The organism is Streptomyces sp. NPDC059816 (genome assembly GCF_042732055.1).
GTDB lineage: Bacteria > Actinomycetota > Actinomycetes > Streptomycetales > Streptomycetaceae > Streptomyces.
In genome coordinates, this window is record NZ_JBHWIQ010000002.1 from 109,115 (window position 1) to 122,414 (window position 13,300).

Below are 13,300 nucleotides of genomic sequence, written 5' to 3' on the forward strand. Positions count from 1 at the left end.
CCCCGGCGGGGGCGGGACCGGTTCTCGTGGTCCCGCCCCCGCCCCCGCCGCGGGAACCCCGGAGCAGGCCCCCGGACGCCGGCCGCTGAGTAGGCTGGGCCCATGACGTACAGCGGAGTGGTGAAGGTCGGCGGGCCCGCGGACGTGCACGAGTTGCAGGACCTGATGATCTCCAAGGTCGCCGTCGGCCCGATGGAGAACAACGCCTATCTGCTGCGGTGTCGGGCCACCGACGCGCAACTGCTGATCGACGCCGCCAACGACGCCCGGACCCTGCTCACCCTGATCGGCACGGACGGCATCGGCTCCGTCGTCACCACCCACCGGCACGCGGACCACTGGCAGGCCCTCGCCGAGGTCGTCGCCGCGACCGGCGCCCGCACCTACGCGGGCCGGTACGACGCCGAGGGCATCCCCGTCCCGACGGACGTCCCGGTCGCCGACGGGGACACCCTGCGGGTCGGCCGCGTGGAGTTGCGCGCCGTCCACCTGAGGGGCCACACCCCCGGGTCGATCGCCCTGGTCTACGACGACCCGCACGGCCCTCCGCACGTCTTCACCGGCGACTGCCTCTTCCCCGGGGGCGTCGGTAACACCCGCAAGGACCCCGTCGCCTTCACCCACCTGCTGAACGACGTGGAGACCAAGGTCTTCGACGTACTGCCCGACGAGACCTGGGTCTACCCGGGCCACGGCAAGGACACCACCCTGGGCGCCGAACGCCCCCAGCTCCCCGAGTGGCGGGCCCGCGGCTGGTGACGGCCGGGACGGTCAGCCGGCCGCCTCCCGCTCGACGGCCAGGGCCACCACCCGCTCGACGCCGAACGCGTACCCCTGGATGCCGCAGCCCGCGATGACCCCGTCGGCGCGCTGCGAGACGTAGGAGTGGTGCCGGAACGCCTCGCGCCGGTGGACGTTCGAGATGTGCACCTCCACCACGGGCAGCCCGTCGCAGGCGTTGAGCGCGTCGAGCAGCGCGACGGAGGTGTGGGAGTACGCGGCGGGGTTGATGACCACGCCGAGGTGGTCGAGGCGCGCCTCGTGGATCCAGTCCACCAGCTCCCCCTCGTGGTTGGACTGCCGGAAGTCGACCGTGCCCCCGTGGGCCGCGGCCGTCCGCGTGCACAGCGCCTCCACGTCCGCGAGCGTGGCGTGGCCGTAGACATCGGGCTGACGCAGTCCCAACAGGTTCAGGTTGGGACCGTTCAGGACCATGATCGGCGCAGTGGCGAGGGAGCGGGCGGGACGGGTCATCGCGGGGCCTCCGGGTCGGTGCGGCACGTCAGGGGAGGTCTATCACGCGCCCGCGCACGCCCTGCCCGGGCGCTGGACAGGGCCGCGTAGGGCCGCGTAGGTCAGGGGTTCACGGCGAGCACCAGATAGGCGGCGAGCAGGACCAGGTGCACCCCGCCCTGGAGGGGGGTGGCCCGGCCGGGCACCACGGTGAGGGTGCCGACCACGACCGTGAGCGCGAGCAGCACCATGTGGGTGGCGCTCAGCCCGAGCACCAGCGGGCCGGACAGCCAGATGGAGGCGACGGCCACGGCCGGGATGGTCAGCCCGATGCTGGCCATGGCCGACCCGAGGGCCAGGTTGAGGCTGATCTGCACCCGGTCGCGACGGGCGGCGCGCAGTGCGGCGATCGTCTCGGGCAGCAGGACGAGCAGGGCGATGATCACACCGACCACGGCGTGCGGCATCCCGGCCGCTTCGACGCCGGACTCGATGGTCGGCGAGACCCCCTTGGCGAGCCCCACGACCCCCACCAGGGCCAGGGTGAGCATGGTCAGGCTGGTGTAGGCGGCACGGTTGCTCGGCCGCTCGGCGGTGTCGTCCGCGGAGGCCGTGTCGATGACCTCGCCGCGGCGGTTGATCGGCAGGAAGTACGACCGGTGGCGCACGGTCTGGGTCGCGACGAACAGTCCGTACAGGACCAGGGACGCCAGGGCGGCGAAGGTGAGCTGCGAGGTGGAGAACTCGGGGCCCGGCTTGCTGGTGGTGAAGGTCGGCAGGACCAGGCTGAGGGTGGCGATGGTGGCCACGGTGGCCAGGGCCGCGCCGGTGCCCTCGGGATTGAAGACGGCGACCCGGTGGCGCAGGGAGGCGGCGAGGAGGCTCAGGCCCATGATGCCGTTGCAGGTGATCATGACGGCGGCGAAGACGGTGTCGCGGGCCAGCGTGGCGCTCTTGTCGCCGCCGTCGAGCATCAGGGTGACGATCAGCGCGACTTCGATGATCGTCACGGCGACCGCCAGCACCAGGGAGCCGAGGGGTTCGCCGACCCGGTGGGCGACGACCTCGGCGTGGTGCACGGCGGCGAGCACGGCCAGGGCCAGCACCAGGGTGACCAGGCCGACGGAAACGCCGGCCAGGTCGCGCCGCCAGGTGACGGCGAGGAGCAGCACGGCGAGGACTGGCACCGCCTCGGTCCAGCGGGATGCGAGCTCTCGAAGCCGAACGATCATGTGTCTGATCGTACGATCACGCACCAAAGGGTTCCAGACGGGTCAACACCCATGCGGAGCCGGGCGAAGCGCGCCGTTCGACTGCGGGGGCGCGGCAAAACGGCCGACAGCCGCCGACCTGGACGGTCGGCGGCTGTCGCTCGCGTGCGGGTCCCGGTCCGGGGACCGGGTGCGGCCGGTGGGCGGGGCCCACCGGCCGGCGGGGTCAAGCGGGGATCAGAGGTCGACGCCCTGGTGCTCGGCGGCCTCGGCCTCTTCGCGGGCCTTCTTCTTGGAGGCCATGAGGCTGGTGATCGTCGTGATGACGAGCACCGCACAGATCACGCCCAGCGAGACCGGGATGGAGATCTCCGGAACGTTGACACCGCTCTCGTGCAGCGCGTGCAGCACGAGCTTGATGCCGATGAAGCCGAGGATCACCGAGAGGCCGTAGCTGAGGTGGACCAGCTTCTTGAGGAGACCACCGATGAGGAAGTACAGCTGGCGCAGACCCATCAGGGCGAATGCGTTGGCCGTGAAGACGATGTACGGGTCCTGGGTCAGGCCGAAGATCGCGGGGATGGAGTCCAGGGCGAAGAGGATGTCCGTGGTGCCGATGGCCAGCATGACCACCAGCATCGGGGTCATGATCTTCTTGCCGTTCTCGACGATCCAGAGCTTGGTGCCGTGGTACTCGCTCGCCACGCCGAAGCGCTTCTCCGCGGCCTTGAGGAGGCGGTTCTCGTCCCAGTCCTCGTCGTCCTCGTCGGCACGCGCCTCCTGGATCAGCTTCCAGGCGGTGTAGATGAGGAAGGCACCGAAGATGTAGAAGACCCAGGAGAAGTTGGCGATGATCGCGGCACCGGCCGCGATGAAGATCGCCCGGAGCACCAGGGCGATGAGCACGCCGATCAGCAGCACGCGCTGCTGGTACTGGGTCGGAACCGCGAACTTCGCCATGATCAGGACGAAGACGAACAGGTTGTCGACGCTCAGTGACTTCTCGGTGATGTATCCGGCGAAGAACTCACCGGCGGGGGTGGCACCGCCCCAGATCCAGAGGCCGATACCGAACAGGGCGGCCAGCACGATCCAGACGATTGTCCAGATGCCGGCTTCCTTGATGGACACGTCGTGCGGCTTGCGACCGATGAAGAAGTCGGCCCCGATCAGGACACACAAGCCCACGATGGTGAGGACCCATAGGGTCATAGAAACATCCACTGCGCCTCCGGCAGTACGTAACGGCAGGTTCCAGCGTCGTCCGCTGCCGGAGGTCTCTTCCACCCGAAGAGCGCGGGACGTGTGACGTCCTGTGTTCCATGGGCCGGCGCCCCGGGTCCCTGTCGGGTCCGTATTGACGGGTACGCCGCAGATTAGGGAGTACTCCCCTCCGCGTGAGCCAGGTTACCCGAAGGATCAAAGAGCGGTAAAGCAGAAGGTAAAGTGAGAGCCAAGTCACCTGGTCAGGATGGGTTTTAGGGCATCTTGTCACCTACATTGACCCATTCGGGTGGCATTGACCGGCCCTCGTGCCCTCAGCTGCCCCGTGTCCGCCGGGCGGCGGCCACCTCGGCCAGCACCCGGTGGAGGACCCGCCCGCCGGACGGCGGGAGCAGCGGCTCGTAGGTCCAGGCGTGTCCGACCCAGGGATCGGCGAGGTGGTCGTCCGGAACGGGCGTCAACCGCAGGAGCGAGCGCCAGAGCGGATCGAGCAGCGGACCGTAGGCGGCGGCGTCCTCACGGTCGGCGACCATCAGGAGGTGCACCCCGACCTCGGGCCCCTCGTCGGCGAGGTAGCGCAACCGGGTGACGGCCCGGTCGTCGAAGCCGTGCGGGAAGTCGTGGAGGATCAGGAGCTGCCGCGCGGTGTCCAGGTCGTCGGGCAGGGCGTCCACGGCCTGGTTGCGCAGCGCCATCTGGACGAGGTCGACCCGCCGGGTGAGGTGTTCCAGCGTCCGGTTCACCCCGTGGGCCCCGCGCGCCGGGGGCGCGGCGAGGACTCCGCTGTCGAGCAGCGGGGCGAGCGCGTTCGTACCGGCCCCGGCCGCGTCGATGACGTGGAGGGTGAGCTGGCCTGGCGGGTGCGCCGCGAGCATGCGGGCGGCGTGGGCGACCGCGGTCTCCAGGGCGAGGCGCCTGAGGGTGTCCCCGTCGGCCGAGGAGGCGGGAACACCCTCAAGGCGGCCGCTGTCGATCCACAGGCCGCGCTCCAGCGGGAGCCGTACGAGCATGGGGATGCGCAGCCGGTCCGCCTCGGGCAGGTGGAGGTCGCCCATCCGCAGTGCCATGGGGGCCTCGTCCGGAGCCCGGTACGCCTGCCACACGGCGTTGTCCCAGCGGGCGAAGGCGGCGGGCAGGGCGGTTTCCACGACGGCGGACTCGGCCGTGAGCTGGGCGAGGTCGCGGTCGAGGACGGCCCTGGCCCGGTCGACCAGGGAGACGTACTTGGCCCGGGCCGACTCACGGGCCGCGTCACTCGCCCCGCCGATGCGGGCGTGGGGGTCCGCGAGGGCGCGGTCGAGTTCCTGTTCGCGGCGGGACTCGGCGAAGTCGACGGCGCTGCGGTACGCGGAGACGCTCCGGGCCAGGTCTTCGAACATGCCCCAGACCTGGTTGTAGAGCCGCTCGTCCGGCGACCAGCCGGCGGCGTCGCCCGCGACGGGGCCCCGACCGGCCGACGCTGACGGCACGGACGGCACGGACGGTGGAGGCGGTGAAGCGGCCGGGCCGGGCGCGTCGACCGGGGCTGCTGAGGCTGTCGGGGCCGGTGGAGCAGCTGGGGCCGCTGGAGCGCGGTGACGGTGGGTGTAGTCGATGGGGCCGTCGTCGTTCCGGGCCGGCGGAGCGGTCGGCAGGGGCTTCGCGGGGCTACCCGTTCCCGCGGAGCCCCCCGCGGCGCCGTCGACGGTGGCGGAGCGCTCGACGGGGACCCCGGCCGCCCGGGTCCCGCCGGTGGGGCGGGGCTCGCTGCGGGCCACGGCTTCGTCGATCGCGGCGGCCAGCTCGGCCGCCCCCGGCAGACCCTGGTCGCCGAAGAGGTCGACCAGACCGCCCGCGTACCCCTGGCCGACCGCGCGGACCTTCCAGGCGTCCCGTCTGCGGTAGATCTCCAGGGCGACGACCGCGGACTCGGCGCCCAGCCCGGTCACCGTGTAGCTGACGAGCTCGGTGCCGTCGGGACCGACGAGGGCCGTGAAGGGCGCGGGCAGCGCCCCGAAACCGGCCGGACGCTCACCGGACCTCGGGAGGGCGAGCAGGAGGTGGACCCGGTGCACGGTGTCCGGCAGCGCCTCCAGGTCCAGGGCGAGACGGTGGTCGGCGGCGGCGCCCGGGGAGGTCTCCAGGCCGGGGATCGACGGGGCACCCGGGTGGGCGACCCCGTCGGTGTCGAGCACCCGGCCCGATGCGTCACCGAGCGTGGCGGCGACGACGACCCGTCCGCCGGCCGACACCCGTACCTCCAGACGGGTCCGGGTGAGGGGGTGGTTCTGCCCCCGGACCAGTTCGGCCGTCATTGCCCGTGTCCCCCTGTGTCTGACTGGCGTGCGTCCAGCTGGCCGGCTCGGGTGGCGAGCCCGCGGAACCCCAGGCCGGCGGCCCTGCCGGCCCCGTGGTCTACAGGTGCGGCAGGATCGCCGGCATGAGGTCCTGGAACGTGCGGCCGTTGGCCGCCTGTCCGACGGCGGTCATCTGCCAGCCGGCACCCGCGCGGTGGACCTTGGCCATGATCTGCGCGGTGGACCGCTTCCAGGCGTCGCCCACCGGCCCCGCCGGCGCCCGGCCCTTGGAGATCCCGCCGGCCTCGCTGCCGTCGAGCGAGTAGCGGGCCAGCTCCTGGCCGTTCGTCTCGTCCACGAGGCGACAGAACGCGTTCTGGACCTCGGCGAAGGTCTGCCCGGTGAAGGAGTTCACCGTGAAGACGATCTGGTCGATGTGGACCGGCAGGCGCTGGAGGTCGACGACGATGGCCTCGTCGTCGCCGCCCTGCCCGACCCCGCCGACGACGTTGTCCCCGGTGTGCCGCACGGAACCGTCATCACTGACGAGGTGCCGGAAGAACACCACGTCCACGGGGCTCTTGTCGGCGAAGAGCACCGCCGACGCGTCGAGGTCGATCTCCCGGGTGCGCGAGCCGAACAGCCCTCGGCGCGGCGCGGCCTGCCAGCCGAGTCCCATGCGCACCGCGGTCAGGGTGCCCCCGTCGTTCTTCTCCAGGTTGATGGCCTGGCCCTTGGTCATGTTGACCGTCACGCGCTGTCCCCTCTCGAACCGTCCCCTGTTACCGCGGTGAACGCGGTTGTCGAGAACCCTACGCACGGGCAGCGACAACGCCGCCCCGGCGTTCGGCATTTGTGTCGCTCTTGCAACACACCGGCCGACCGCTCCCCCGCCGTGGCCCCGACCGTGCGGTCAGGCCTGTCCGGCTTCCTTCATCTGCCGCAGTTCCTTCTTCATCTCCGACACCTCGTCGCGCAGTCGTGCCGCGATCTCGAACTGGAGGTCCGCCGCGGCGGCGCGCATCCGGGCGGTCATCTCCTCGATCTGCTCGGCGAGCTCCGCGGCGGGACGGTCCGTGGGCACCCGGGCCGCCTTGGCCCCACCCTTGCCCTTGGCCCCCTGGCCCGCGGCGCCCCGTGCGGGGACGGGGGTCTTCGTCGGCTTGCCGTCCTTGGCCGCCCGGTAGCCGGTGCCGAGCAGTTGCTCGGTGTCGACCTCTTCGCGGGCGATGGTCGCCACGATGTCGTTGATCTTCTTGCGGAGGGGCTGCGGGTCGATGCCCCGCTCCTTGTTGTACGCGACCTGCTTCTCCCGGCGGCGGTTGGTCTCCTCGATCGCCTTGTCCATGGCCGCGGTGATCTTGTCGGCGTACATGTGGACCTGTCCGGAGACGTTGCGGGCCGCGCGTCCGATGGTCTGGATCAACGAGGTGCCCGAGCGCAGGAAGCCCTCCTTGTCGGCGTCGAGGATCGCGACGAGGGAGACCTCGGGGAGGTCCAACCCCTCGCGCAGCAGGTTGATGCCGACCAGGACGTCGTACTCCCCGGCCCGCAGCTCCCGCAGGAGCTCGACGCGGCGCAGCGTGTCCACGTCGCTGTGCAGGTAGCGGACCTGGATGCCCAGCTCCAGGAAGTAGTCCGTGAGGTCCTCGGCCATCTTCTTGGTGAGGGTGGTGACGAGGACGCGTTCGTCGCGCTCGGTGCGCTTGCGGATCTCGTGCACCAGGTCGTCGATCTGGCCCTCGGTGGGCTTGACGACGACCTCGGGGTCGATCAGGCCGGTGGGGCGGATGATCTGCTCGACGAAACCGTCTCCGCGCGACAGCTCGTAGTTCCCCGGCGTCGCGGACAGGTAGACGGTCTGGTCGATGCGCTTTTGGAACTCCTCCCACTTCAGCGGGCGGTTGTCGAGCGCGGAGGGCAGTCGGAAGCCGTGGTCGACCAGGGTGCGCTTGCGGGAGGCGTCCCCCTCGTACATGGCGCCGATCTGGGGGACCGTGACGTGCGACTCGTCGATGACGAGGAGGAAGTCCTCGGGGAAGTAGTCCAGCAGCGTGTTCGGCGGGGAGCCCGGTTCGCGGCCGTCGAAGTGCATCGAGTAGTTCTCCACGCCGGAGCAGGAGCCGATCTGGCGGAGCATCTCCAGGTCGTACGTGGTGCGCATCCGCAGCCGCTGCGCCTCCAGGAGCTTGCCCTGCTTCTCCAGCTCGGCCAGCCGGTCCGTCAGTTCCTTCTCGATGTCGTTCGCCGCGCGTTCCAGGCGCTCGGGGCCGGCCACGTAGTGCGTGGCGGGGAACACGTGCAGCCGCTGGTCGTCGGAGATGATCTCGCCGGTGAGCGGGTGGAGGGTGGAGAGGGCCTCGATCTCGTCGCCGAACATCTCGATCCGGACGGCGAGCTCCTCGTAGACCGGGAAGATCTCGATGGTGTCGCCGCGCACCCGGAAGGTGCCCCGGGTGAACGCCGTGTCGTTGCGGGTGTACTGGATGTCGACGAAGCGGCGCAGCAGCTCGTCCCGGTCGACCTCGTCGCCGACCTTCAGGGAGACCATGCGGTCGACGTACTCCTGCGGCGTGCCGAGGCCGTAGATGCAGGAGACGGAGGCGACCACGACGACGTCACGCCGGGTGAGCAGGGAGTTCGTCGCGGAGTGCCGCAGCCGTTCCACCTCCTCGTTGATCGAGGAGTCCTTCTCGATGTACGTGTCCGACTGGGGGACGTACGCCTCGGGCTGGTAGTAGTCGTAGTACGAGACGAAGTACTCGACGGCGTTGTTCGGCAGCAGCTCGCGGAACTCGTTCGCCAGCTGGGCGGCCAGGGTCTTGTTCGGTGCCATCACCAGGGTGGGGCGCTGGAGCTTCTCGATCATCCACGCGGTGGTCGCGGACTTGCCGGTGCCGGTCGCCCCGAGCAGGACGACGTCCTTCTCACCCGCGCGGATGCGCCGGTCGAGCTCGGCGATGGCCGCGGGCTGGTCGCCACTGGGGCTGAAGGGGCTGACGACCTCGAAGGGTGCCACCGTGCGTTCGATATGGGATACGGGCCGCATGACACCCACCGTACGGCGCGCCACTGACATCGGGGGCGGGCCGGGCGCGGAGGCGGCGCCGACCGGGCCGGCGCCGCGTCGTGCGGGCCGGCCCGATGCGGGTCACCAGTTCTGCGGGCCGGGCGGGGCGGCGGACGGGGCGGGGACCGGGCCGGAGGTGTCGAAGAGGGACGGGTCGGCCGGTGCGGGGGGCGCCAGCCGGGCTTCGTCGCGGGCCCGGGCGGTCTCCCACTCCGTGCGGCCCATGATGAGCATCGGGTCGAACATCACAACCACGCCGGCGAGCAGCAGGAACACCAGCGGACCGATCAGCATCGGGGTGAGCAGTTCCGCGGGCGAGTCGCCGTCGGGGTTGCCGGGGATTCCGTGGAGCTTCACGCTGAGCGCGGCCATCCCCGTGTAGTGCATCCCGGTGACGGCGATGCCCATGACCAGGCTGGCGCCGAGCGTCCAGCGGAAGCCGCGCACCTGGGCGGCGGCCCACAGGGCGGCGGTCGCGGCGACCACGGCGACGACGACCGACAGGACGACGACACCGGTGTCGTAGACGAGGCGCCCGTTCATGTGCATGGCCGCCATGCCCATGTAGTGCATGGAGGCGACGCCGAGGCCGGTGAGGGTGCCGCCGGTGAACAGGGAAGCCTTGGTCGCGCCCTTGTAGCCGACGATGAAGACCCCCACGCCGACCATGACGATCGCCACGGCCAGGCTGGCGAACGTCAGCTTGACGTCGTAGCGGATGGGCGTTTCCTGGATGGTGAAGCCCATCATCGCGACGAAGTGCATGGTCCAGATGCCGGAGCCGATGGCCGCGGAGCCCATCAGCAGCCAGCCGGGCCGCCAGGAGTCGGTGATGAGCAGCGATCTGGTGGTGCAGCGCAGGCCGAGCCCCGCGCCCAGGCAGGCCATCACGTACGCGATGACCGGGGTGACCCATCCGTAGCTGAAGCCGTCGACGGTGCCTTGCATGAAACGGTTTGCCTTTCGCTCTGTGCGAACCCCCCTGTTGGCGTCCGTTTCCCCCTTCCCAGGGCCCGGAACGTCATGGGCTGCAACGAGATTATGACCCCAGAAGGAACGTACGAGCGATTCCGGTTCAAAGAATCGTGTTCGTTCCGCTCCGCACCCTCGGTCCCGCTTCCGCGTCGGACATGCGTCCGACCGGGTCATCCGTTCCGCGCGTGTGCACGCGCCGTACACGGTCCGTTGCGATGGTGCTGGCAGGGTCGACCCCGTGCTCGTTCATATGATGCGAAAACTGCCGGTACCCCTACGGACGGGAGCGGTGTCCTCGGTCGTCGTGTTGGGCGCGGCGGCCGTGGTCCTGCCCGCCCTGTCCAGCCAGGCCCTCGCCACCGAGGACCAGGTGGCCGTGATCGCCCATCGCGGCGCTTCGGCCCAGGCGCCCGAGAACACCCTCGCCGCGGTGGACCGGGCGGACCAGCTGGGCGTCGACTGGGTCGAGAACGACGTCCAGCGCACCAAGGACGGCGTCCTCGTGGTGATCCACGACACCGACCTCCAGCGCACCACCAACGCCGAACAGGTCTTCCCCGGACGGTCGCCGTGGAAGGTCGCCGACTTCACCGCGGCGGAGGTCTCCCGCCTGGACGCGGGCGGCTGGAAGGGCGAGGAGTACGCGGGCACCCGGGTGCCCACCCTGCGCGACTACCTGCGGCGGGTCGACGTCAACGACCAGAAGCTGCTCATGGAGATCAAGGCCCCGGAGCAGTACCCGGGGATCGAGGACGACGTCCTGCGGGTGCTCGGCGAGGAACGCTGGCTCAACCAGCGCCATCTCAGGAACCGGCTCGTCGTCCAGAGCTTCAGCACGGACAGCATCCGTACCCTGCACGGCGCCCGCCCCGACGTGCGCACCGGTTTCCTCGGCACCCCCTCGCTCGCGGCACTGCCCTGGTACGCGCAGTTCACGGACCAGATCAACCCGAAGCACAGCACGGTGTCCGCGGCGTACGTGGCGGCCGTGCAGAGCTTCGGCGGGCCGCACGGCCGCCGTCTGGAGGTGAACACCTGGACGGTGAACGCGGCGCCGGAGGCGCGGCTGGCCGCCCGCAACGGCGTGGACGGCATCATCACCAACACCCCCGACGTCGTGGCGGAGGCGCTCGGTCAGGTCGACTGACGGCGGCGGGCCCGCGCTGTCAGGGGGTGGGCGTACGGTGGGCCGCATGGTGAGCAGGGACGACGGGCAGCACGCCGAGGGCACGGACAGCAGCGCCAGCACGGGCGGCACGGGTGGGTCCGGCGGCCTCCGCCCGGGCACCCGGGCCCCCGCCTGGGAGGTCGTCGACAGCACCATCGGCCCGCTGCTCCTGGTCACCACGGACCGGGGTCTGGTCACGGTCGGCTTCCACTCCACGGACGCGGTGCGGGACGACACCCTGGACGCCCTGGCGGCCCGGCTGGGCACCCGGCCTGTGCACGCCCCCGCCGACCCGCTGCTCGCGGAGGCGATCCGCCAGGTGGCGGCGTACTTCGCCGGCGAACTGCGCACCTTCACCGTGCCCCTGGACTGGTCGTTGGTCTCGGGGTTCCACCGCGAGGTGCTGCGGGAGCTGCTGGCGGGCGTGCCCTACGGCGCGGTCGCGGGGTACGGGGAGTTGGCCGGTCGGGTCGGACAGCCCGGCGCCGCGCAGGCCGTGGGGGCGGCCATGGGCGCCAACCCGCTGCCCGTCGTCGTGCCCTGCCACCGGGTCGTCGAGCGGGACGGCGGCATCGGCGGCTTCGGGGGCGGGCTGGAGGCCAAGCGGACGCTGCTGGCGCTGGAGGGCGTCCTGCCGCAACCCCTGTTCTAAGGGCTCCCCGCTGTTTGCGCAGGTCAATTGAGTGTTCCGAGGGGCAGGTGCCCTGTCAGACTGCGTCGGTGAATCCTTCCAGCACGCCCGAACCCGACACCACGGTCCCCCGGCCCGGACCCGACCGCGGCCCGAGCGTCGCGGTGACGAACCCGGTGGCCGTCCCGGAGGACCTGCCCGCGCTGCGCCGACGGGTGTCGACCGCCCTGATATCCAGCCAGATACTCGGCGGACTCGGGGTCGCCATCGGGGTGGCCCTGTCCGCGGTGCTGGCCGAGGAGGTCAGCGGAACCGGTTCCCTGGCGGGGCTCGCCCCCACCGCGACGGTCGCCGGGACGGCCCTCCTGGCGCTGCCGCTGGCGGCGCTGATGAACGCCCGCGGCCGACGCGCCGGGCTGGTGCTGGGGTACCTGATCGGAGCGGTCGGCGCCGGGGTGATCGTGGTCGCGGGGGTGGTGGACAGCTTCCCGCTGCTGCTGCTCGGCATGGCGGCGTTCGGTGCGGCGACCGCGGCGAACCTCCAGGCGAGGTTCGCCGCGGCGGACCTCGCGGAACCCGGCCACCGGGCACGGGCCATCTCCCACGTCGTGTGGGCCACCACCATCGGCGCGGTCCTCGGCCCGAACATCGCGGGTCCGGCCGGGGCGAGCGCCGCCCCGCTCGGGGTGCCGGAGACCGCCGGGCCGTTCCTGTGGGCGGTGGGGGTGTTCCTGGCCGCCGCGGGGGTGGTCGCGCTCCTGATGCGACCCGATCCGCTGCTGGTGGCCCGCGCCCTGTCCCCCGGCGATGCGGCGCCGGGGCGGGGCGGCACCCTGCGCGTGGGCTTCGCGGCCGTCTCGGCGTCGCCCCGGGCCCGGCTGGCGCTGGTGACCGTCACGCTCGGGCACACGGTGATGGTGGGGGTCATGGCGATGACCCCGGTGCACCTAGGGCACCACGGCGCCGGCATCGAGCTGATCGGTCTGGTGATCAGCGGTCACATCGCCGGCATGTACGCCTTCTCCCCGGTCATGGGGTGGTTGTCGGACCGGCTGGGGCGCGATGCGGTGATCGGACTGTCGGTGGTGCTGCTGGCGTGCGCCGCTCTCCTCGCAGGTACCTCGGGCGGTGCGCACGGCCGGACCGCGGCCGGTCTCTTCCTGTTGGGGCTGGGCTGGTCGGCGGCGCTGGTGGCCGGTTCGGCGCTGCTCACCGAGTCGGTCCCGAAGGCCGCGCAGGCAGCTGCCCAGGGCCTGTCCGACCTGGTCATGAGCGCGGCAGCGGGGGTGGGCGGCGCCCTTGCGGGACTCGTGGTGGCGGCGGCCGGGTACGCCTGGCTGAACCTCTGGGCCGCGCTGCTGTTGCTCCCGCTGAGCGCGTTGACCCTGCTCACCCGGCGAGCGGACCGGAATGCGGCTCCTCGTCGGGGCGGCGGAGTCTAGCGCCGGTCGGGACGTGCGGAGCCCGCTGTTGCGCAAGGGGCGCGAGGGGCGAACCCGCAGGCCACCAGGG

Annotated in this window: 11 protein-coding genes; 4 read left to right on the plus strand and 7 right to left on the minus strand. The window is 71.5% G+C overall.

What is annotated here, in order from left to right; genetic code table 11:
* Positions 1–102 precede the first annotated feature (102 nt).
* Entirely contained in the window at positions 103–759 is a 657-nt protein-coding gene (locus ACFV88_RS03095) for an MBL fold metallo-hydrolase (RefSeq protein ID WP_385485384.1), read from the plus strand.
* Between the two features lie 12 nt (positions 760–771).
* Here the strand turns inward: ACFV88_RS03095 and aroQ are convergent, their stop codons facing one another.
* The 7 genes from aroQ to ACFV88_RS03130 all read right to left on the minus strand — a co-directional run bounded on the left by aroQ (position 772) and on the right by ACFV88_RS03130 (position 9,962).
* Positions 772–1,254, minus strand: a complete 483-nt coding sequence (gene aroQ / locus ACFV88_RS03100) for a type II 3-dehydroquinate dehydratase (RefSeq protein WP_385485386.1) — start codon at positions 1,252–1,254, stop codon at positions 772–774.
* A 101-nt stretch (positions 1,255–1,355) separates the two neighbouring features.
* Positions 1,356–2,465, minus strand: coding sequence for a calcium:proton antiporter (locus tag ACFV88_RS03105; RefSeq protein WP_385485388.1), 1,110 nt, complete (start codon positions 2,463–2,465; stop codon positions 1,356–1,358).
* Positions 2,466–2,681: 216 nt separating this feature from the next.
* Positions 2,682–3,668 (minus strand): TerC family protein, encoded by a 987-nt coding sequence (locus tag ACFV88_RS03110; RefSeq protein WP_385485390.1) that lies wholly within the window; start codon positions 3,666–3,668, stop codon positions 2,682–2,684.
* Between the two features lie 314 nt (positions 3,669–3,982).
* Positions 3,983–5,962: a TerD family protein gene (locus tag ACFV88_RS03115; RefSeq protein ID WP_385485392.1), complete on the minus strand. Its 1,980-nt coding sequence runs from the start codon at positions 5,960–5,962 to the stop codon at positions 3,983–3,985.
* A gap of 100 nt (positions 5,963–6,062) precedes the next feature.
* A complete protein-coding gene (locus tag ACFV88_RS03120; RefSeq protein ID WP_385485394.1) occupies positions 6,063–6,698 on the minus strand; it encodes a TerD family protein in 636 nt (211 codons plus the stop codon).
* A 159-nt stretch (positions 6,699–6,857) separates the two neighbouring features.
* Positions 6,858–8,993, minus strand: a complete 2,136-nt coding sequence (gene uvrB, locus ACFV88_RS03125) for an excinuclease ABC subunit UvrB (RefSeq protein WP_385485396.1) — start codon at positions 8,991–8,993, stop codon at positions 6,858–6,860.
* A 102-nt stretch (positions 8,994–9,095) separates the two neighbouring features.
* Positions 9,096–9,962, minus strand: coding sequence for an MHYT domain-containing protein (locus ACFV88_RS03130; RefSeq protein WP_385485398.1), 867 nt, complete (start codon positions 9,960–9,962; stop codon positions 9,096–9,098).
* A 280-nt stretch (positions 9,963–10,242) separates the two neighbouring features.
* On the opposite strand from ACFV88_RS03130, the gene ACFV88_RS03135 reads away from it, so the two are divergent.
* From ACFV88_RS03135 to ACFV88_RS03145, 3 genes are all read left to right on the plus strand, one after another.
* Entirely contained in the window at positions 10,243–11,136 is an 894-nt protein-coding gene (locus tag ACFV88_RS03135; protein WP_385486002.1) for a glycerophosphodiester phosphodiesterase, read from the plus strand.
* A gap of 46 nt (positions 11,137–11,182) precedes the next feature.
* The gene (locus tag ACFV88_RS03140; RefSeq protein ID WP_385485400.1) at positions 11,183–11,809 is read left to right on the plus strand and encodes a methylated-DNA--[protein]-cysteine S-methyltransferase; all 627 of its coding nucleotides are present in this window, start codon (positions 11,183–11,185) and stop codon (positions 11,807–11,809) included.
* Between the two features lie 143 nt (positions 11,810–11,952).
* Entirely contained in the window at positions 11,953–13,230 is a 1,278-nt protein-coding gene (locus tag ACFV88_RS03145) for an MFS transporter (RefSeq protein ID WP_385486004.1), read from the plus strand.
* The last annotated feature ends 70 nt before the right edge of the window (positions 13,231–13,300 follow it).